At 72.5% G+C, this 19,393-nt stretch carries 24 protein-coding genes; 11 read left to right on the forward strand and 13 right to left on the reverse strand.

Annotation, left to right across the window (positions count from 1 at the left end; all coding sequences use genetic code 11):
- Nucleotides 1-141 precede the first annotated feature (141 nt).
- Entirely contained in the window at nt 142-354 is a 213-nt protein-coding gene (locus tag ACYVOM_RS21465) for a hypothetical protein (RefSeq protein WP_460305223.1), read from the forward strand.
- A gap of 43 nt (nt 355-397) precedes the next feature.
- Here ACYVOM_RS21465 and ACYVOM_RS21470 read toward each other — a convergent pair whose 3' ends face one another.
- Genes ACYVOM_RS21470 through ACYVOM_RS21480 form a run of 3 tightly spaced genes read right to left on the reverse strand, consistent with a single transcriptional unit; the run spans nt 398 to nt 2,860 of the window.
- Nucleotides 398-1,279 carry a universal stress protein gene (locus ACYVOM_RS21470; protein WP_460305224.1) on the reverse strand — a complete coding sequence of 294 codons (882 nt, stop codon included), beginning with the start codon at nt 1,277-1,279 and terminating at the stop codon, nt 398-400.
- 19 nt (nt 1,280-1,298) lie between these two features.
- Nucleotides 1,299-2,360, reverse strand: a complete 1,062-nt coding sequence (locus ACYVOM_RS21475) for an NAD(P)-dependent alcohol dehydrogenase (protein WP_460305225.1) — start codon at nt 2,358-2,360, stop codon at nt 1,299-1,301.
- Between the two features lie 29 nt (nt 2,361-2,389).
- Nucleotides 2,390-2,860 (reverse strand): cyclic nucleotide-binding domain-containing protein, encoded by a 471-nt coding sequence (locus ACYVOM_RS21480; RefSeq protein WP_460305226.1) that lies wholly within the window; start codon nt 2,858-2,860, stop codon nt 2,390-2,392.
- Between the two features lie 182 nt (nt 2,861-3,042).
- Here ACYVOM_RS21480 and ACYVOM_RS21485 point away from each other — a divergent pair, with 182 nt between their 5' ends.
- The gene (locus ACYVOM_RS21485) at nt 3,043-3,900 is read left to right on the forward strand and encodes an iron-sulfur cluster-binding protein (RefSeq protein WP_460305227.1); all 858 of its coding nucleotides are present in this window, start codon (nt 3,043-3,045) and stop codon (nt 3,898-3,900) included.
- Here ACYVOM_RS21485 and ACYVOM_RS21490 read toward each other — a convergent pair.
- From ACYVOM_RS21490 to ACYVOM_RS21500, 3 genes are all read right to left on the reverse strand, one after another.
- On the reverse strand, nt 3,863-4,300 hold the full coding sequence (locus ACYVOM_RS21490) for a hypothetical protein (RefSeq protein WP_460305228.1): 438 nt from the start codon (nt 4,298-4,300) through the stop codon (nt 3,863-3,865). The two genes, ACYVOM_RS21485 and ACYVOM_RS21490, sit on opposite strands and share 38 nt — an antisense overlap.
- Nucleotides 4,297-4,455, reverse strand: a complete 159-nt coding sequence (locus ACYVOM_RS21495; RefSeq protein ID WP_460305229.1) for a hypothetical protein — start codon at nt 4,453-4,455, stop codon at nt 4,297-4,299. Before ACYVOM_RS21495 ends, ACYVOM_RS21490 begins: the two co-directional genes overlap by 4 nt.
- 154 nt (nt 4,456-4,609) lie before the next feature.
- Nucleotides 4,610-5,293: a hypothetical protein gene (locus tag ACYVOM_RS21500; protein ID WP_460305230.1), complete on the reverse strand. Its 684-nt coding sequence runs from the start codon at nt 5,291-5,293 to the stop codon at nt 4,610-4,612.
- 82 nt (nt 5,294-5,375) lie between these two features.
- Here ACYVOM_RS21500 and ACYVOM_RS21505 point away from each other — a divergent pair, with 82 nt between their 5' ends.
- Complete coding sequence (locus ACYVOM_RS21505; protein WP_460305231.1) at nt 5,376-6,020, forward strand: isochorismatase family protein; 645 nt, start codon at nt 5,376-5,378, stop codon at nt 6,018-6,020.
- On the opposite strand, the gene ACYVOM_RS21510 is transcribed toward ACYVOM_RS21505, so the two are convergent.
- On the reverse strand, nt 6,017-7,351 hold the full coding sequence (locus ACYVOM_RS21510; protein WP_460305232.1) for an MmgE/PrpD family protein: 1,335 nt from the start codon (nt 7,349-7,351) through the stop codon (nt 6,017-6,019). The two genes, ACYVOM_RS21505 and ACYVOM_RS21510, sit on opposite strands and share 4 nt — an antisense overlap.
- A gap of 114 nt (nt 7,352-7,465) precedes the next feature.
- Between ACYVOM_RS21510 and ACYVOM_RS21515 the strand changes: the two genes are divergently transcribed.
- The 4 genes from ACYVOM_RS21515 (at nt 7,466) to ACYVOM_RS21530 (ending at nt 11,008) form a co-directional block, all read left to right on the forward strand.
- Entirely contained in the window at nt 7,466-8,956 is a 1,491-nt protein-coding gene (locus tag ACYVOM_RS21515; protein ID WP_460305233.1) for a class I adenylate-forming enzyme family protein, read from the forward strand.
- 8 nt (nt 8,957-8,964) lie between these two features.
- The gene (locus tag ACYVOM_RS21520; protein ID WP_460305234.1) at nt 8,965-10,206 is read left to right on the forward strand and encodes a DUF4437 domain-containing protein; all 1,242 of its coding nucleotides are present in this window, start codon (nt 8,965-8,967) and stop codon (nt 10,204-10,206) included.
- 155 nt (nt 10,207-10,361) lie between these two features.
- Complete coding sequence (locus tag ACYVOM_RS21525; protein ID WP_460305235.1) at nt 10,362-10,613, forward strand: CopG family transcriptional regulator; 252 nt, start codon at nt 10,362-10,364, stop codon at nt 10,611-10,613.
- On the forward strand, nt 10,613-11,008 hold the full coding sequence (locus tag ACYVOM_RS21530; RefSeq protein ID WP_460305236.1) for a DNA-binding protein: 396 nt from the start codon (nt 10,613-10,615) through the stop codon (nt 11,006-11,008). Before ACYVOM_RS21525 ends, ACYVOM_RS21530 begins: the two co-directional genes overlap by 1 nt.
- Before the next feature lie 426 nt (nt 11,009-11,434).
- Here the strand turns inward: ACYVOM_RS21530 and ACYVOM_RS21535 are convergent, their stop codons facing one another.
- The gene (locus ACYVOM_RS21535) at nt 11,435-11,638 is read right to left on the reverse strand and encodes a hypothetical protein (protein ID WP_460305237.1); all 204 of its coding nucleotides are present in this window, start codon (nt 11,636-11,638) and stop codon (nt 11,435-11,437) included.
- Between the two features lie 135 nt (nt 11,639-11,773).
- On the opposite strand from ACYVOM_RS21535, the gene ACYVOM_RS21540 reads away from it, so the two are divergent.
- Complete coding sequence (locus ACYVOM_RS21540; protein WP_460305238.1) at nt 11,774-12,625, forward strand: helix-turn-helix domain-containing protein; 852 nt, start codon at nt 11,774-11,776, stop codon at nt 12,623-12,625.
- Entirely contained in the window at nt 12,565-12,756 is a 192-nt protein-coding gene (locus tag ACYVOM_RS21545; RefSeq protein ID WP_460305239.1) for a DUF397 domain-containing protein, read from the forward strand. The genes ACYVOM_RS21540 and ACYVOM_RS21545 overlap by 61 nt, the downstream gene beginning before the upstream one ends.
- Nucleotides 12,757-12,886: 130 nt before the next feature.
- Here ACYVOM_RS21545 and ACYVOM_RS21550 read toward each other — a convergent pair whose 3' ends face one another.
- Nucleotides 12,887-13,312 carry a MarR family transcriptional regulator gene (locus ACYVOM_RS21550; RefSeq protein WP_460305240.1) on the reverse strand — a complete coding sequence of 142 codons (426 nt, stop codon included), beginning with the start codon at nt 13,310-13,312 and terminating at the stop codon, nt 12,887-12,889.
- An 85-nt stretch (nt 13,313-13,397) separates the two neighbouring features.
- On the opposite strand from ACYVOM_RS21550, the gene ACYVOM_RS21555 reads away from it, so the two are divergent.
- On the forward strand, nt 13,398-14,882 hold the full coding sequence (locus ACYVOM_RS21555; RefSeq protein WP_460305241.1) for an MFS transporter: 1,485 nt from the start codon (nt 13,398-13,400) through the stop codon (nt 14,880-14,882).
- A 64-nt stretch (nt 14,883-14,946) separates the two neighbouring features.
- Here the strand turns inward: ACYVOM_RS21555 and ACYVOM_RS21560 are convergent, their stop codons facing one another.
- The gene (locus ACYVOM_RS21560; RefSeq protein WP_460305242.1) at nt 14,947-16,377 is read right to left on the reverse strand and encodes a DHA2 family efflux MFS transporter permease subunit; all 1,431 of its coding nucleotides are present in this window, start codon (nt 16,375-16,377) and stop codon (nt 14,947-14,949) included.
- Nucleotides 16,370-16,990 (reverse strand): NADPH-dependent FMN reductase, encoded by a 621-nt coding sequence (locus ACYVOM_RS21565; RefSeq protein WP_460305243.1) that lies wholly within the window; start codon nt 16,988-16,990, stop codon nt 16,370-16,372. The genes ACYVOM_RS21560 and ACYVOM_RS21565 overlap by 8 nt, the downstream gene beginning before the upstream one ends.
- Before the next feature lie 125 nt (nt 16,991-17,115).
- On the opposite strand from ACYVOM_RS21565, the gene ACYVOM_RS21570 reads away from it, so the two are divergent.
- Nucleotides 17,116-17,778, forward strand: coding sequence for a TetR/AcrR family transcriptional regulator (locus ACYVOM_RS21570; RefSeq protein ID WP_460305244.1), 663 nt, complete (start codon nt 17,116-17,118; stop codon nt 17,776-17,778).
- A 143-nt stretch (nt 17,779-17,921) separates the two neighbouring features.
- Here the strand turns inward: ACYVOM_RS21570 and ACYVOM_RS21575 are convergent, their stop codons facing one another.
- Both ACYVOM_RS21575 and ACYVOM_RS21580 read right to left on the reverse strand, forming a co-directional pair.
- Nucleotides 17,922-18,275: a VOC family protein gene (locus ACYVOM_RS21575; RefSeq protein WP_460305245.1), complete on the reverse strand. Its 354-nt coding sequence runs from the start codon at nt 18,273-18,275 to the stop codon at nt 17,922-17,924.
- 66 nt (nt 18,276-18,341) lie between these two features.
- On the reverse strand, nt 18,342-19,346 hold the full coding sequence (locus ACYVOM_RS21580; RefSeq protein ID WP_460305246.1) for a WD40 repeat domain-containing protein: 1,005 nt from the start codon (nt 19,344-19,346) through the stop codon (nt 18,342-18,344).
- Nucleotides 19,347-19,393: the final 47 nt, after the last annotated feature.

Here is a 19,393-nt window from a genome sequence, read left to right on the forward strand (position 1 = left end):
TGCCCGGCCGATTGCCACCGGGGTGCTGGTGAAGGCGTTCTCGCCCGCTGCGAAGGACTCTGCGCGAGGGGACCTTCGCCCCTAAAGGCGATGGCCCGGCCGGGCGGAGACTGATTCCCGGGAAACGAGGCGAGGAGAGCAATGTCCAGTGAGGTCACCAGCGGGTCGACGCCCCCGGTGAACACGTCGCGACTCGAAGTCCTCATCGGCGATCTGGAGGAGCGCACCGCGCGGATCACCGAGTCGCTGATCGCGGTCGCCGAGGCTTTCGAGCAGGCGCCGCCCGAAGTCCGGGCCGACGCCATCCGGCTGGCCGCCGAGACCCTCCTGCCGGACGAGCCCCCGAACGCGTGAAGCGGGGCGCCCGCAGGCGCCCCGCTTCACCTGCCGTCCCTGCCTATCGGTCTTCCTGTACCTGTCGGTCTTCCGGCGGGTGCACGACGGTCACCGGGCTCAGCGCGTGGTGGACCGCTCCCTCGCTGGAGGAGCCGAGCAGGCGCTTGCGCAGCGACCCGCCGCGGCGCGCCCCGACGACGAGGATCCTCGCCCCCTCGCTCGCCGTGACCAGCTCGGTCACGGGGTCTCCGTCGACGAACCGCACCTGCACCTCCACGCCGGGGAAGCCCTCCGCGCCCGCGCGCACCGCGGCCTCGAACCGCTCGCGCGCGATGTCCCGCAGCTGGTCCTCCTCGACGAACGGCGTGTCCTTGACCTCGGCGCTCGCGGGGTAGACGCACAGCGCGACGACCCGTGCGGACCTGGCCTTGGCCTCCTCCAGCGCGGCCCGCAGCACGTCCCCCGAGACCGCCGAGCCGTCGAGGCCGACGACGACGGGGCCTGCCGGGTTGTCCTCGCCGCGCACGACCGTGACGACGCCGGTGCCGTGCGCGGCGACCTGGCTGCCGACGGTGCCGATGAGGGCGCGCCGGAACGCGCCCATCCCGACGCTGCCGACGACGGTGAGTTCGGCGTCGCGGGCCTGGTCGACGAGGTTGAAGGCCGGCGACCCGCTGATCGTGAGGGTCTTGACGGCCAGCCCCGGGTGGGCCGAGCGCGCCTTGTCGGCGGCCGCCTCGACGAGTTCGGTCGCGGACTTCTCCACCGCGTCGACCGGCATCATGACGAAGCCGGGGTAGACGACCTGCCAGACGTGGCAGACCGTCAGCGGCAGCCTTCGCGCGGCGGCTTCCTCGGCCGCCCAGGCGAGGGCGCGCTCACCTCCTTCCGAACCGTCGTAGCCGACGAGGACTCCGAGCTTCTCCTGACGGGGATCGGCCATGGGATTCAGGCTCTCCTTCCTAGGGACGTTCGCCGGGCACGATGACCGCCCGGCCGGTCAGCTCGCCCGCGGCGAGCCGCCGGTAGGCCGAAACCGCTTCTTCCAGCGGGAATGTGGTGATCTCGGGGACGAGCAGTCCGCGCGCGGCGAGGTCGAGGACCTCGGCGAGCTCGGGCCGGCTGCCCCAGTAGGTGGACTGCACCGAGACCTCGTAGGCCGGTGAGTTGAACGTGACGGGCAGGCTGCCTCCGGCGATGCCGACGACGGTGACGTCGCCCAGCATCCGGGCCGCCGCCCCGGCGATCGCGAGGGTCGCGTCGGCCCCGACGAAGTCGAAGACGGCGTCGGCGCCGCGCCCGTTCGGGGTGGCCTTGCGGATCTCGGCGGCGGTGTCCTTGCCAGAAAGCAGGGTCAGGTCGGCGCCGAGGGACCCGGCGAGTTTCAGCGCCTCCTCGCGGGTGTCGACGGCGATGACCCGGGCGGACGTGGTGGCCTTGAGGATCTGGATGGCCATGTGGCCGAGCCCGCCGACGCCGATGACGACGGCCGTCGCGGTCGGCGTCAGCTTCGGCCACGACCTGCGGATCGCGTGGTACGGGGTCAGGCCCGCGTCGGTCAGCGGCGCGGCCACGACGGGGTCGAGCCCTTCGGGCAGCGGCAGGACCAGGCGCTGGGAGGGCACGAGCAGCAGGTCGGCCATGCCGCCGTCCAGGCCGAGGCCGCCGCCTCCGCCGGGCACGGGCGCCTCGGCGGGCTTCTCGCAGTAGGTCTCGACGCCGAGCGCGCAGTGCTCGCAGGTGCCGCAGCCCCACGGGCCGTAGACGGCGACGGGCAGGCCCACGTCCAGGCCTCGTACCCCCGGGCCGACCGCGTGCACCCATCCGGCGTTCTCGTGGCCGAGGGTGAAGGGCGGGTTCCAGGGCAGGTCGCCGGGGCCGAAGTCGTGCATCAGGTGCAGGTCGGAGTGGCAGGCTCCGGACCCGCCGACCTTCACCACCACCTCGCCGGGCCCTGGTTCCGGCTCGGGCGCCTCGACCAGTTCAGGCTCGGTCTTCCACGCCGTCAGCTTCAGTGCGCGCATCTGCATCCCCCGATTCGTCGCGTTCGCGGCTACACCGCCGCGTCGTACTGCGCGCCGGCGTCGATGAGCCTGAGGCGCGTCGCCTGGAGCCGGCCGAGGATCACCTGGGTGAACCTCGTGTTCAGCTCGGTGCCGAGGCCAGGGTTCGCGGCGCCGTGCGTGCGGACGAGCGCCGCGTCGAACTGCAGGGCGGTCACCGGCATGGTCGCCACGGCGCCGAACCGCCAGGTCCGGGGCGGGAACAGCCACGACCATCCCAGGATGGAGCCGCGCCCGTAGAACTCCACGGCTATGTGCCCCCTACCCGGAGTGAGCAGGTCCAATCTGGCCTGTCCGGACATGAGCGCCCAGAACCTGTCGGCGTTGCCGCCCTCGCGGAAGATCCGCTCGCCCTGCTCGAACGTGACGGGGGTGGCGGTAGTGGCCAGCACGCTGAGCTGGCCGCCCGGCATCCCGCGGAAGAACTCGTGCCCCGCCAGCAGCTTCGCGTCCACGCCCATGACCGACCTCCCGAGGTCCTCTTGTCGTGTCCCCAGCCCACCAGGGCCGCCCCCGCCCCGTCAGGGACGCACGTCCCCGGTTCGGAGGACGGATCCGGCCACCAGAGGGACCTTCGGCCCTGGAAGGGGTACAAGGCCCCGCAGAAGCTGGAGACGTGGATCGGAGCCGAGGAGGCGGGCCCTTGGCCGGGAGGTACCTGACGCGCAGGACGGCGCCGCGCGGCTACCGGATCGTGGACCGGTACGCCGAGGCGCCGGGCGAGCTGACGCTCGTCCTCGCCCCCGAGGGGTCCGACGGCCCGGCGGCGGGCGGTACGGACGGGCGTTCGCCCGTGCCGCCCGCCGCGGGCCGCTTCTGGGTGCTGCACACCGCGGCGGGGCAGCGGCTGCCCGTCGCCGACGTCTCCACCCGGCGGCTGCACACCGACGGCACGACCGCGGAGAGCTCCCTCGTGGAGGTGCGGGCGCTGCGGGTGCCGTGCGGCCCGCGCGCGTGCCAGGTCGGCGAGGTGGTGGGCCTGTCCGGGCCCCGCGGGCTCGGCTGGGACCTCGACGGCGCGGCGGGCCTCGACCTGCTCGTCGTCGGCTGGGAGCGCGGGCTCGGGCTGCTGCGGCCCGTCGTCGAGCGGGCGCTGGCCGAGTCGGGGCGGTACCGGGAGCTGCGGGTGTGGGCGGCGGGCGCCGTGTGGTCGGCCGCGGGAGACGGCGGCCGGTGCGAGGCGCCCGCGACGGGGCTCCTCGCCCCCGGCGGTCCGGACGCGCCGAGCCTCCACTTCGACCCTTCCGCGACCGTCGCGCTGCTGGCCGGTCCGCTCGCCGCGGCCACCGCCGCCGCGGCCGACCTGCACGCCCAGGGGGTGCCCGCCGAACGCATCCAGGTCGCCGCGCACGAGCTGCTGCGCTGCGGCACGGGCAGGTGCGGCGGCTGCCGCGAGGAGGCCGCCGCGGGCCCGGTCCGGGTCTGCGCCGACGGCCCCGTGCTGCGCTACGACCGGTTGCCGGTCAGCGTCCGTTGCCCTCGGCCGAGAGCAGCACCATGATCATGAAGGCGAGAAGGCTCGCGAAGAACAGCAGTTGGAGCCCGACGATCCGCGCGCCCGCCGAGAGTCCCGCCCACGGGCGGTCGGCCGCGAGAACGACGAAGACCGCGACGAGCGCGCCCACCAGGCAGGCCGCCAGCGCCGCCCGCTGGCGCCTGCGCCAGAGCGCCTGGTCGCCCGCCGACCACGCCCCCCGCGCCCCGGCCCACATCAGCAGCAGCCCGACGAGGCACCCGGCGGACAGCAGCAGCGGGAACACCACGAGTGAGGTCATGTCCGTCGCGCCCGGCGCCTCGGCCTCCCGCAGCGGGTAGTACAGCAGCACGTAGACGCTCAGCCCGAGGACGAACGCGCCCGCCCCCAGCACCAACGCGCTCGCGCCCGCCCGCACCCACGTCACTCCGTGTCGGCCCCCTCGGGCGGTGGGCTCGGAACGGCGGCCGGGCCCGGCCGGTCATGGATGGACGGGCCTTCCAGGAGCGCGAGTACCTGGTCGATGCGCTCATCGGTCAGGTCGGGCAGCGCGCCGTGCCCGGAGAGATAACCATCACGCATGGGCGTCAGTATGGGGGCCCTGATCTGCGGCGACGTGGCCGCGACACCGCGCCGCACCGGCGTTTTACCCGGAGATGACGGGTCCGGGGAACAGCGGCGGCCCGGCGCGCGGGCTGCGCGCCGGGCCGCGGAAGCACCGGGGGATGGGGCGTGGTCAGACCTGGGCCTGGCCGAGGATGAGGCGCTTGAGGTACTGCGGGGCGATGAGGGTGCAGTAGTGCTGGCCGCGGAAGTTCTCCGGGAAGATGGCCCAGGCCCACGGCACGTTGAGGTTGCGCGAGGGGATGTTGAGCTTGCCGTCCCAGCCCTTGAAGGCCGCGGGGAAGTCCCACAGCCAGTCCGCGCCGGTGAAGGCGGGCCAGTCGAAGCCGATGACCACCCTGGTGCGGGGATAGGCGAGGCTCGCCTGCTCCTCGGCGGTCAGGGAGGCGAAGACCTCGTCGACGGTGCCCGCGTTGATGACCTTGCAGTCCTGTTCCGCGCCCGCCGCGTTCGCCCCGTACATCGTCTTGATGTGGTCGGAGGTCTTGGTCTTGCAGCGGACCTGCTTCGGCTGCGTCCTGGCCTCGTCCTCGTACGTGATGTACGAGCCGATGGTCAGGGGCTGCGCCTGCGGCTTGGACTCCTTGAACGCCTCGAAGTCGGCGTAGTCCACGTTGGTGATGCTGCCGCCCGCGGCTGCGAAGTTCGCCTCGTTCAACTGCGAGGTCTGCTTCTGGGCGCGGGTGCACAGATCGTCCACCCAGCCCGCCGCCGCCGCGGGCGCCGGGACCGAGACGAGGGCCGCGGCGCCCGCCAGTCCCAGGGCGAGGAGGACCCGCCCTGTGCGCTGTCGCATAGACAACTCCCTATCGGGAAACAATGTTTCGGCAGAGGATACAGTTCTCCGCACAGACCGGGAATGGGACGGGAGAGGCGTAATGGATCTGGAACAGGACTACGCGGCGGCCGGGTTCGGGGGACGCCTCCCGTTCGGGAAGCGACCGGCGGTACTCGTGGTGGACATGGTACGGGCGTACCTGGTGCCTGAGTCACCCCTTTATGCCGGAGTGGAGAAGGCGGTCGAGGCCGGCGCCGAACTCGTCGCCGCAGCCCGGGACGCCGACGTGCCCGTCGTCTTCACGAAGGTCGAGTATTTGCCCGGGGGTACCGACGGCGGCCTCTTCTTCCGCAAGGTCCCGGCGCTCGCCGCGTTCGTGAAGGGCGGCGAGTACGGGGCGTTCGTTCCCGAGCTCGTCCCGGAGGAGGGCGACGTCGTCGTCACCAAGCAGTACGCGAGCGCGTTCTTCGGCACCAGCCTCGCGGCGACCCTCACCGCGCTCGGCGTCGACTCCCTGCTCATCTGCGGGCTGTCCACCAGCGGCTGCGTGCGCGCCACCGGCGTGGACGCGCTCCAGCACGGGTTCGTCCCCTACGTCGTCGCCGACGCGTGCGGCGACCGCGACCCCCGTCCCCACGAGGCCGCGCTGTTCGACCTGAAGCACAAGTACACCGAGGTCGTCTCGATCGGCGAGGCCGTCGAGCTGCTCCAGGGCCTCAAGGACGCCGGACCGGAAGGGAGCTAGTCCTGCTCCTCCTCCAGCGCCCGCAGGACCGGGCGCAGGGACGGCAGCGCCGCCAGATCGGCCAGCAGGTCGGCGGCGCGGCCGAGCCCGGACTTGGCCCGGACCAGGGCGTCGAGGCCGGGGTCGGCGGGACCGCCCGAAGGCCGCGGCACGAACCCCTCGTGCCTGGTGCCGTCGGCCAGCCGGAGCGTGACGCGCGCGGGCTGGTCGGCGGCGGGGCGGGCGGGATCCCAGGGACCCGGCCGCGCGGTCACCCGCTCGGCCAGCGCCCGGATGTCGGGCCTGCGCACGTCGGCGTCGTGGGCCGGATCCGCCTTGCCGTCCAGCAGGACGGCGGCGATGTTCCAGGCAAGGCTGGCCCGCGCCTCCCGCGGCGTGGACGGCGCCCGCCCGGCGCCCTGCGGGATCGCGTCCGGGTGCAGCGCGACCTCCACCGCGACGATCGGGACCGGCGGCAGCCCCCGGCGGACCAGCGCGGCGGCGTCCAAGGCCGAGTGCACCGTCCGGCAGGCGGCGTACGGCTTCACCGCGACCCGCTCGATCTCCCACACCTCGCCGAGCCCCGCCGTGACGGACGCGGCCTCCGGCACGTCGCCGAGCAGCGCCCGGTAGAGGCCGAGGTCGCCGTCCAGGATGTCGCGCGGACCGGTGAGGCCCGCCTCGGCCAGGCGCGCCGCGATGATGCCCGACTGGGCCGCGAACCCCGGATGGGCCTGCTCGACGGTCCCGCCCCGCACGCACTCCAGCAGCCCGCCCGCCTGGCTCCCGGCGATGCCGAGCGCGTGTCGGGTCGTCTCGGGATCGAGCGTGTACAGGCGGGCGGCGGTGAGGGCCGCGCCGAACACCCCGCACACGGGGGTCGCGTGCAGGCCGCGGCGGTGGAACTCCTGCGGCGCGGCGGCGGCGAGCCGGCACATCAGCTCCATGCCCGCGCCCGCCGCGGCGACGATCTCCGCGCCGGAGGCCGACACCTCCTCGCCCACCGCGAACGCCACGGGCAGCACGACGGCCGCCGGGTGGACGAGCGCCGCGCCGTGCACGGGATCGCGGCCGAGCGCGTGCACCAGGACCCCGTTGGCGAACGCGGCGGCGGGCGCCGAGACGCGCGCGGGGCCGGGCAGGACCGTCGCCTCCGGCGACCCGCCGAGAGCCCGCGCGACGGTCAGCGCCGGCCGCCCCTCGCCGGCCCGCGCCGCGGCGACGGCGCAGCCGAGCCCGTCCACGAGGAGACGGGTGACGACCTGGGGCGGAGGCGCGGGCGCCCACTCGGCGAACGCGCGGGAGATCGAATGCCCTCCCCGCAGCGCGACGCCGTTCCGATGTGATCTCACAGCGCCTCCGGACGGCTTGACGGGGCCGCCTCGCGGCGACCATGCTTACCGCTAGGAATGAAACACCGTTTCTCGATACGAAACAACCTTTCGACGAAACAGGTAGTGCCGAACATGCGGGAGGACCGGGTGGAGCTGTCGATCGCCGGCGGAATCAGGGAGTTCGGCGTCAGCGCCGCGAACTCGACGGCCGTCATCGACGGCGCGCGGACCCTGAGCTTCGGCCAAGTGCACGAGCGGTCCAGCCGCCTCGGCCAGGACCTGCTCGCCGCCGGACTCGCCCCCGGGGAGCGTGTCGCGGTGCTGCTCGGCAACCGCGCCGAATGGATCGAGATCGCCGCCGGGCTCGCCAAGGCGGGACTCGTCATGGTGCCGCTCGGCACCCGCTCCACGGCCGCCGAGAACGCCTACATCCTGGAGCACTCCGAAGCGCGCGGCCTCGTCGCCGACGCGGCGCTGCTCGGGAACATCACGACGCCGCCGCCCGTCGTCCGGCTCGTCGGCGACGGATACGAGGAGGCGCTGGCCGGCGCCTCGGCCGACGACCCGCGCGTGGCCGTGAGCGAACGCGACCCCTTCACCATCGTGTACACCTCCGGCACCACCGGACGGCCCAAGGGCGTCCTCATCAGCCACCGCTCCCGGACGCTCACGTTCTACTGCTCCGCCCTCGAATGGGGGCTCGGACCCGGCCGGACCAGCCTCGCCGTCGCGCCCATGTACCACGGCGCGGGCTTCGCCTTCGGATACACGCCCGTCTTCGCCGGCGGCACCGTCGCGATGCTCGGCGCGCCCGGACCCGAGGCGCTGCTCGCGGGCCTCGCCGAGAGCCGGGCGCAGAGCGTGTTCCTCGTGCCGACCCACGCCCACCAGCTGCGGGCGTCCGGGCTCGTCGGCGAGTACGACCTGTCGGCGCTCGACACCATCTACTTCAACGCCGCCGCCCTGCCGACCACGCTCAAGGACTGGGTCCTGGAGGCGTTCCCCGGCGTCGGCGTCCACGAGCTGTACGGCTCCACCGAAGGCGGGATCGTCACCGACTGCCGGCCCGCGTACGCGCGCACCAAGCCCGGCTCCGTCGGACCCGGCTGGTTCATGACCGAACTGAAGCTCCTCGACGACGCCGACGCCGAGGTGGGCGTCGGCGAACCCGGCGAACTGTGCTCCCGCTCCCCCTTCCTCATGAACGGGTACCTGAAGGACGACGCGGCCACCGCCGCCGCCATGACCGACGACGGGTTCTACCGGTCCGGCGACATCGCCGTCCGCGACGAGGACGGCTTCGTCACCATCGTCGACCGCAAGAAGGACATGATCATCTCCGGCGGCGTGAACATCGCGCCCCGCGAGGTCGAAGAGATCGTCAACGCCTTCCCCGGCGTCGCCGAGACGGCCGTCGTGGGACTGCCCGACGAGCGGTGGGGCGAGTCCGTCACCGCCTTCGTCGTCGCCCTCCCCGGCGCGTCCCCCGACGCCGACGAGATCGTCGCGCACTGCCGGACCGTCCTGGCCGGGCCCAAGGTGCCCCGCCGGGTCGAGTTCCTCAGCGTCCTGCCGCGCAACGCGGCAGGAAAGATCCTCAAGCGCGAGCTGCGAAAGGACTGAAACCGAACATGCGGCCTCATGTCGAACTGATCCAGGAGAACGACTACGTCTGGCACGGCGCCGAACTCCCCGGCGGCGAGGGCCGGGCCAGCGAGCGCCGTCTCTCGGTCGACGAGGAAGACGGCTCCTGCTCCCTGCGCGTGGACTTCCACACCCGGTGGGGGCGCGGCCCCGGCGTCCACCACGCCAACACCGAGTTCCACGTCCTCGAAGGGTCCATGACCTACGGCGGACGCGAATACGGCAAGGGCGCCTACCTGTACGTCCCCAAGGGCGTCCCGGCCGAGTCGCTCGTCTTCGCCGAGGGCACCCAGGTGCTGCACTACCGCGAGTACGGCGACGCCGGCTTCGACGAGGGCGTCGCCCAGAGGTGGGACGACGCCCGCGAGGACGTCATCGTCCTCGACACCGAGGCGATGCAGTGGGACGCGGTGCCGAACGCCGGACCGATGCCCGGCCTGTTCATCAAGTACCTGCACGTCGACCCCGTCACCGGGTTCTACACGCGGCTCGTGCACGCGCAGGAGGGCTGGACCGACCACCGGCTCGCCCACCACCCGTGCTACGAGGAGGCCTACACCGTCCAGGGCCACATGGAGTACAACTTCGGCACCCTGGACCTCGGCACCTACTTCTTCCGCCCGGCGCGCGTCAAGCACGGCCACTTCACCACCCAGGAGGGCGGCGCGACCTGGCTGCTGCGCTCCGACGGCGAGCTCATGAACTGGTACACCCAGAACGAGTGGCTGCGCTGGGGCGGCGAGGCCGTCAACTACGGCCCGAACGGCGGCCGCATGAAGTGGTCGGCGTCGTCCCACGACCTCGGGCCCTCCGCCCGCACCGAGAAGGACTTCGAGGAGCTGCGCGCCTCCGTCGCCTACCAGGCCTCGGTCGGCGAGATCGACGCCCCGTTCTTCCCGCACGGCACCGGCCCCGACAAGTCGCTCATCGCCATCGCCAAGGCCCTCGACGCCGCCGCCCTCCAGGGCGGCCACGACGGCCACGGCCACTCCCACGACCACGCGCACGGCGACCACGACCACTCCCACGACGAGGTCGAGATCCCCGCCATGGACTTCGGCCCCGCCCCGTCGTCCCTGGAGCACGCCGACGAGCGCACCGACCACCTCAGCCACAACTGGGGCGCCGGCCGCGCCTGGAAGGCGGGCGACCCCATCCCCGCCCCCATCCTCTCCACCCTCCCCGTCCGCTCCCGCTCCACCGGCCGCTGGGACGGCGAGGGCATGTAACCGACCACTCCCCCGCAGGAAGGCCCCGGTCGGCGGGTGACCGGGGCCTTCCCCTTTCCCCGCCCACCGCTCCGTCGGCGGCCCGGTGCGCGCCTGCCGCGAAGAACACCGCGAAGCCCACGTCTCCTGATCCTACCGATGGTAGGATCAGGAGCATGAGTGGTAGTAAGAAGTATTCGATCAGCCTGCCCGAGGAACTCGCGGAATCGGCACGCGCCAAGGCCGGGCCTGGAGGCTTTTCGGCTTACGTCGCAGAGGCCATCGAGCACCGTGTCGCCATGGACAGGCTGCGCGAGATCGTGGAGGACTTCCAGACCGACAACGATCCGCTCACCCGCGAGGAGATCGAGGCCGCTCGCGCCCTGCTCCGCCATGACCGCGAGCGGACCGATGGGGCCGCCGCCTGATGCCTGGCGGCACGCTTCTGCTCGACTGCGAGGGCCTGTCCAAGCTGTACCGCAAGGACAGAACCGTCCTGGCCCTCATCCAGGCGGCATACGATGAGGGGGTCCGGGTCGCCACTACGGCGATGACGATGCTCGAAGCGGATGACGAACGGATCCACCCCGCCCGCGTCGCCTGGGTCCTTTCCCGCGTGGACGTCCACGACATCACCAGGGAGACCTCGGTCCAAGCCGCCGCCCTCCTGCGTTCGCATCGACTGCACGGCCACAAGTACGCGATCGACTCGGCATTCGCCGCGATCGCCCGGGCCGCACGAACGCCGGTCACCGTTCTCACCTCCGACCCTGAAGACCTGACGCTGCTCTGCGGCCCGGGTATCGAGGTCCTCAAGATCTGAAACCCCCGGAGCTCGACGCAGGGCCGCAGCGCGACTCGGAGAGTTACGTGATGCGTTCCCCGACTCGGTGATGTGCTAGAACGCCGGCCTCGGTTCAAAGACGGCGGTTGCCCAGGGCGCGGAGGACGTCGGCGAGTTAGACGAGGTGGAAGGGCAGGGCTTCGTCCGGCGTCTCCAGGAGACGCGCTCCGTGCCCCCAGGACTCGGCGACGTCGCCGAGGGTGAGGGCTCCGGTGTCCGGCGGAGCGAAGACGTCGGAGAGGTGGAGCTCGTCGGGCGGGATCGACCAGAAGGGGCCGGAAGCGGCTTCCGGCCCTTCCCGTCAGCGGTGGCGGCCTCGCCTGGGGGCGAGGGACATGTGGAACAGGGCGGCGGCGAGGGGGACGGCGATCGTGGCGAGGAGGAGGGCGCCGGCGAGGCCGGGGGTCATGCGCGGAGCTCGCGTTCGGTCTGCTCGCCGAGCCTGGCGCGGAGGGTGTCGAGGTCGTCCTCGATGAGGGTGGTGTGGAGGTCGGCCTCGAGTTCGGCGTCGGTGAGGGTGCGGCGGCGGGTCGCGGCGACGAGGCCGCCCTCCCCCGAGCGCCACATCTTCCACTCCGGGTACTTCTCGGCGAGCTGCTCCAGTGTCATTGCCTTCTCCGTATCTCATCTCACGCGATGTGGACGTTCCGTGCCCACAGCGTCACGGACGCGGTCTAGGCTTGGGGCGCGAATCCGGCGCAGCCCACCGGACAGGACGTCTCCCGGATCCGTACGGAGGTGTACGTGAGCGGCACCCGCCTGACGCCCCGCCTGTTCCTCGCCCGCGAACTCCAACTCGCCCGCGAGGCGAAAGGCCTCAGTCCCGACGCACTGGCGAAATCCCTGTACGTCTCCGAGAGCCTCATCCGCTCCTGGGAGAAAGGCCGACGCCTCCCCAAACCAGACATTCTCGCCGTCGTGGAGCAGGCCCTCGGCACCGGCGGCACGCTCACCCGCCTCCTCGCCGACCTCGTGGACGCCGCCGTGCCCATCGAATGGTTCGGCCGCTGGATCGAGATCGAGGAGGAGGCGTCCGCCTTCTGGTCCTTCGAACCTCTGCTCGTTCCGGGGCTTCTCCAGACACCGGAATACGCGCGCTCCGTCCTGCGCACGGCGAACCATCTCGCCGACCTGGACGAGATGATCGACGCCAGGATCAGGCGGCAGGCAGCGCTGTCCGTGGAGGACGCCCCGATGCTCGTCTGCCTGATCGCCGAAAGCGCGCTCAGGCACTCCGTCGGAGGGCCGGAGGTGATGTACGCGCAATGCCTCAGGCTCTTGAAGGAGGGAGAGCGCGAAAACATCGTCATCCACGTGGTGCCGGACACCGCGCGGGCCTGCGCCGGTTTCATGAGCGGCTTCATGATCGCCGACATCGGTGGCAGACAGCTCGCCTACGTGGATAATCAGGTCGCAGGAGAGGTGGCCGAACGCCCGGAGGACATCACCCGGCTGCACCGCTGGTTCGATCTCTTCAGAGCCGACTCCCTCTCCAGAGACGAATCAACCGCACTCATCTCAAGGACGGCAGAGACATGGAAAGCCCTCTGTGGCGCAGGTCTTCCTATACCGGAGCAAACGGCGGCAACTGCGTAGAACTCGCCCGCTCGTCGCACACCGTCCTGGCCCGCGACAGCAAGCACCCCCAGAACGGCCACCTCACCCTCACCCCCCAAACGAGCCGCACCCTCCTCCACGCCGTCAGAAACGGCGCACTCGACGGCTGACCTCCCCGTCAGAGCGCTCCCCGACGTCGGAGGGCGCCGATGCCGATCGGCGCGCAGGTCAGACGTGCCGGTGGCTCAGCGCCCGAAGGAGGTCGGCGGGCCAGTCGGTGCCGTGCGGGGTGCGGGGCCGTCAGCGGGATGGGCGGTGGGCGGCCAGGGTTTGGCCGAAGAACTCCTCGACGACCGAGCGGTGGGCTGGTCGCGCGTCGGCCCAGCGGGCGCGGCCGGAATCGGTGAGCTGGACGGAGATGGCGCGGCGGTCTTCGCTGCACATCGAACGCTCGACCAGGCCCTCCTTCTCCAGGCGGGCGACGGCGCGGGACAGGGCGCTCTGGGTGAGGTGGACGGCCTCGCCGAGTTCCTGCATCTTCAGGCAGGTGCCGGCGCTCTCGGCCAGCCGGTCGAGGATCTCGAACTCGCTCATGCCCAGGCCGTAGCCCTCGTGGAGCACCTTGTCGAGTCGGCAGGTGGCATTGGAGACGCGGCGGGCCATGTCGCGCCACTCCGAGACCGGCTCCGCGACCGGTTCTGCAACAGGTTCCACTACCTCGCTCACGCCGTCACCCTACCATGCGCCGTAATTTTATGCACGCACATTTAATGCTTGCACATTCAATGTGCGTGCATGTAGTTTCCTCGGCATGAGCGCTACCGACGCCGTGCACCGCACGGCAGTGCCCGACTCGGCATCCGAAACCTCCCCTCGCCTCACCCCGCGCCTGTGGGGCGTGCTGCTCGTCCTGTCCACGGTCCTGTTCCTGGACGGCCTCGACACCTCGATGGTCGGCGTCACGCTGCCCGCCATCCAGGCCGACCTGGGCATGTCCACCTCAGCGCTCCAATGGATCGTCAGCGCCTACGTCCTCGGGTACGGCGGCCTGCTCCTGCTCGGCGGGCGCACCGCCGATCTCCTCGGCCGCCGCCGCGTGCTGCTCGTCGCGCTGGCGGTGTTCGCCGCCGCGTCGCTGCTCAGCGTGTTCACCGACAGCGGCACCGTGCTCATCGCCACCCGCTTCATCAAGGGGCTGGCCGCCGCGTTCACCGCGCCCGCGGGCCTGTCGATCCTCACCACGACCTTCCCCGAGGGCCCGGTGCGCAACAAGGCGCTGGGCATCTACACGGTCTTCGGCGCCAGCGGGTTCTCCTCCGGCCTGATCCTGGGCGGGGTGCTGTCCACCCTCGACTGGCGCGCGGTGTTCCTGCTGCCCGCCCCGCTCGCGCTGATCGCCCTGGTGGCGGGCTGGAAGCTGATCCCGCGCTCGGCCGAGCGCGCCGAGGGCGGCCACGATCTGCTGGGCGCCGTCACCGCCACGGCGGCGCTGCTCCTGCTGGTCTTCACGCTGGTCAGCGCGCCAGAGGCGGGTTGGGGCTCGGTCCGCACACTCGGCTCGTTCGCCCTGGTGGTCGCGCTGGCGATCGCGTTCGTGGCCACCGAGCGCCGGGTGAGCCACCCGCTGGTGCCGCTGTCGATCTTCCGCAACGCCCTGCTGGTGCGCGCCAACCTCACCGCGATGACGGTGTTCGGCTCCTACGCCGCCTTCCAGTTCCTCGCCGCCCTCTACCTCCAGACGGTGCTGGGCTGGTCGGCGCTGGAGATGGCGCTGGCGCTGCTGCCCGCGGGCCTGATCGTGGCGCTGTCCGGGCCGGTCATGGGCCGACTCATCACCCGGTACGGCCCGACGCGCCTGGTGCCGCTCGGCATGGTCTCCTTCGTCCTGGCCTACACGCTGTTCCTGAGGGCCGGCGCGGAGCCGGACCTCGCCACCGTCATCCTGCCCACGGCGGTCCTGCTGGGCTTCGGCTTCGCCCTGGCCTTCAGCTCGCTCAACGCCCAGGCCACCACCGGCATCCCGGACGACGAGCAGGGCCTGGCCTCCGGCCTGGTCCAGACCTCCTTCCAGATCGGCGGCGCCGTGGTGCTCGCCGTGACCAGCGCCGTCATCTCCCACACCCCGATCGAGCCCCACGTCCTGCCCTCCACCTTCCGCCCCGCCCTGCTGTTCGTCATCGCCACGGTGGTCCTGGGCCTGACGGCGGCACTCAGCGCCTGGCTCAAGTCCCCCGCGACCGACGCCGAGCCCGCGACCGACCCAGAGCGGACCCGCGAACTGGAACTGGTGCCATGACCTGATGACCCGCACCCTTCCGGGGGCCGTCCCGCACCGGGACGGCCCCCCGGCTGCGTCCCCTTCACCTGGAGCCGCCGAGGACTTCGGCCGCCGGCGCCGTGACGGGTCCGGGCGGCGACGGGCGGCGGCCCGGCAGGAAGAGGGCGGGGATCGTCGCCAGGGCCAGCAGGGCCACTGCGAACCAGTAGGCGTGGCGGAAGTCGGCGGAGACCGCCTTGGCGGCGTCTCCGGCTGTTCGGGAGGCGAGGAGGACGGACATGAGGGCGGTGCCGGAGGCGGCGCCCACCTGGGAGACGATCGTCAGGGTGGTGCTGCCCGACGGCATGTCGGCCGGGGCCAGGCCGCGGACTGCGGTGGTGTTGGTCGGCATGAGGACCATGCCGACGCCGACGCCCATCAGCGCGAGGGCCGCGCACAGGCCGGGGTAGGGGGTGTCGGGTCCGAGCCGGAAGGCGAACAGGGCGAGGCCCGTCGCCGCCGTCAGCGCGCCCGAGGAGATGAGCAGGCGGGGCGAGACCCGGTCGACGAGGCGGGTGGCGACCTGCATGGAGACGCCCACGGCGAGGGCCAGGGGGATGCCCAGGGAGCCTGCCTGCGTCGCGGTCAGGCCGCGCACACCCTGGAAGTACATCGGGGCGAGGAGCATCGAGCCGAAGTAGGCGCAGGGGAAGAGGGTCACCACCGCCATGCCGGTCGCGTACGTGCGGTCGCGGAACAGGTCGAGGCGCACCAGCGGGTGCGGGACCCGCGAGGCGCGGGCGACGAACAGGGCGACGAGCACCGCGCCCACAACCGTCGGCACAAGGGCGAGCGGCCGGGTGAAGTCGCCGTCTGAGCCGCCTTCGGCGAGGCCGTAGATGAGCAGGGCGAGGCCCGGGGAGAGGGTGAGCAGGCCCGGCAGGTCCAACGGCGGCCGGGCGGCCGGCGCGGCGTCGCGCGGCAGCAGGCGCAGGCCCAGAGTGAAGGCCAAGAGGCCGACCGGCAGGTTCACCAGGAAGATCCAGCGCCAGGACGCGGCGTCGATGAGCCAGCCGCCGAGCACCGGGCCGGTGGCCGGGCCGAGCAGCACCGGCAGTCCGAGCACCGCCATCACCCGGCCCATCCGCGCCGGGTCCGCCAGCCGGATGGCCATCGCCATCCCGACGGGCACGAGCATGCCGCCGCCCAGTCCCTGCACGACCCGCAGCGCGACCAGCGCGGGCACCGAAGGCGCCAGCGCGGCGAGCCCGGAGCCGCACGCGAACAGCGTGATCGCGGTCAGGTAGACGCGCCGGGCCCCGAACCGGGCCATCGTCCAGGCGGTCAGCGGCACCACCGCCGACAGGGCGAGCGTGTACGCGGTGGCCACCCACTGGACGTCCTGGACCGGCGCGTCGAACGCCTGGGCCAGCGGGAACAGCGCGACGTTGACGATGGTGACGTCCAGCACGGCCATGACCGAGCCGATGACGACGACGGTGAGCAGCCCGCCCAGCCCTCGCCGGTCAGACACCGTACGGCCGCTCGGCGCGGGCGGTCCGCAGCGCGCGGCCCCACCAGACGAGCTGGTCGACCATGCCCTTGGCCGCGCCCTCGCAGATCTGGGCGTCCTTCGGGCGGCCGTCGGGGCCGAGGCCCGACCACGGGCCGTGCAGGCTGACGGAGTCGCGCACCGTCGTCGCGTGCAGTTCGGCGAAGACCAGGCGGAGCTGCTCGACGGCGCGCAGCCCGCCGCCGAGCCCTCCGTAGGAGACGAAGCCGACGGGCTTGGCCTGCCATTCGCCGTGGAACCTGTCGATGAGGTTCTTCAGCGCGGCCGGGAAGCTGTGGTTGTACTCGGGCGTCACCACCACGAACGCGTCGGCGGCGGCGAGCCGGGCGCGGACGCCGGCGAGGGCTTCCTGCGTCCCCTCGGGGTGTTCGGGCAGGCCGTCCCAGCCGGGCATGGCGGCGGGCAGGTCGAGGTCGGCGACGTCCAGGACGTCCAGGGTGACGTCGTCGCGCCCGCCGACGTGCCCGGTGAACCAGGCGGCCACGGACGGGCCGGAGCGCCCGCCTCGGGCGCTGCCGACGATGACCGCGGTGCGCAGCACGGTGTCCGCGCCGGGCGCGGTGGTCTCGATCATGGGGTCCCCCTTGTCGTTCGGCGGGCCCTGGCGGCCCCCGGTCTCCAAAGTACAATGATCAATGTAGAAAGTGCAATCATTATTGTAGTTAGCGGTCTGCGCCAGGGATGGGAGACGATGCCGGGATGAGCACGGGTGACACGCAGGCGCCGCGCCGAGGCCGGGCGGCGAAGGCCGACGCGATGCTGCGGGCGGCGGGCGAGGTCTTCGGGCGGGACGGCTACACCCGCGCGGGCATGGAGGCGATCGCCGCCGAGGCCGGGGTGTCCACCCGCACGCTCTACAACCACCACCCGGGCGGCAAGGCCGAGCTGTTCGCCGCCGTCATGGCCTGGAGTTCCGCCAGGGTCCGGGACGAGCAGCTCGCGCTGCTGCGCCGCTACCTCGACCCCGAGCGCCCGCCCCGCCCGGAGGATCTGGAACGCGACCTGATCCTGCTCGCCCGCTCCTGGACCGGCCTGACGACGGAGTTCGGCGCCCACTTCGCCATGGTCCGCCAGATCCAGGCCGAGATCCGGCACATCCCCGCCGAGGTCCGCGAGAGATGGCAGGACGAGGGCCCCCGCACCGTCGTGCGCGAGGCCGCCCGCGTCTTCGCGGCCTTGGCCGACCACGGCCTGCTCGACACCCATGGCGACCCGGCGCGCACCGCCCGCCACTTCACCCAGCTCACCACGGGCGAACTCGGCCAGCTCACCTTCTGGGGCTTCGCGCCCCTCCCCGAACCCGAGACCGAAGAGATCCTCACCGCCGGAGTCCGCGCCTTCCTGCGCGCCTACGCCCCCTGACGGGTCGGCGCCGCCGGCACCGCGCCGCCGTGCTCCTCGCGCACCCGCCCGGACGGGAACGGCCCGATGGCTCCGCCACCGGGCGAGAACGCAGGGCGGGCCGACTCCCGGAGGCGCTCACCTCCGGGATTGCGTCATCCCCGTCAGGCCGACTGCCAGAGCTCGACCCGGTTGCCCTCGGGGTCGGTGACCCAGCCGAAGCGGCCGACGCCGTCCATGTCCTGGGTCTCCTCGGCGACGTCCGCGCCGGCGGCGCGCAGCTGCGCGAGCATCGCGTCGAGGTCGCGGACCCGGAAGTTGAGCATGGTCTGCTGGGTACGGGACCCGAAGTAGTCGGTGTCGGACCCGAACGCCGCGAACACCGTCGGCCCGGCCTCCGGGCGCCACAGGCCGTGCTCGTCGGCGTCCAGCCCCAGGCGGTCGCGGTACCAGGCGCTCAGGGCCGCCGGATCGGCCGCCCGCAGGAAGTACCCGCCGATCCCCAGCACACGTTCCATGCCGCCATCCTGCCAGGATCGCCCTCGCGTGTCCCGGCGAGTGCCTCACCCGGTGTCAGGGTCCGCTCAGGGCTTCCACAGGGTGGCCGTGCCGTCCGCCGACCCGGTGACCAGGCGGGAGCCGTCCGGGCTGAAGGCCAGGGCGTCGACGCTGTCGGTGTGCGGCTGGAACTCGTCGCCGACCGGGCGGCCGGTCCGGACGTCGAACAGGCGCATCCAGCCCCCGCCGAATCCCGCGGCGAGGGTGCGGCCGTCGGGCGTGAAGGCGATCGAGGAAGGATAGGAGCCCATCTCAAGGGTGCGCTCCTCCCGAAGGTCCGCGGAGACGTCGAGGAGGACCACCTCATCGAGTTCGGCGACGGCGAGGCTCTCGCTGTCCGGGGTGAAGGCGGGGGCCTTCAGGTCGTGCCCGCGAGACCGTTCGCCACGCCGCTTCCACTCGGCGGGATCCCAGAGGAAGACGGCGTCCTCGGTGGCCGTGGCCAGGGACTCCCCGTCGGGGCTGAAGGCGACGGCCACGACCTCGGCGTCATGTCGCAGCGGCGGACCCAGCGGCTTTCCCGTGGCCGGATCCCAGGCCCGCGCGGTGGAGTCGGCGCCCCCGGTGACCAGGACCGCGCCGTCGGGACTGAAGGCCAGCGACTCCAGCGACTGTTCGACGGGCTCGCTCAGGTCCCTGAGGTGCTCGCGCCGGGCGACGTCCCAGAACTCGACGCCGTACGGGTAGTTCGTGCTGAGGGCGATGGTCCGGCCGTCGGGACTGAAGGCGAGGTCCAGGACCGTGCTCCCGACCTGGAGCACGCCCGCGGAGACACCCGTCGCGACGGTCCACAGGATGACCTTCTCATCCCAGCTCCCGGTGGCCAGGAGCCGGCCGTCCGGGCTGAACGCCGCTGAGGTGATCTTCTCGGTGTGCCCCTTGAGCTCGGCGGCCGGCTCCGGTACGCGCTGCCACTTCGGATGGTCCTCCTCCCATGGGAGGTCGCATGCGGCCGTCAGGCCGACCGCGCCCAGACCGGCAAGGAAGGTTCTGCGCGACGGCCCGCCCCGGCGGGAGTCCTCTGCGTTCATCGGCTTCACGACCTCTCGTTTCGGGAGAGGCCGCGCTCCGGCCACGT

The sequence above is a fragment of the Actinocorallia aurea genome (assembly GCF_054783995.1).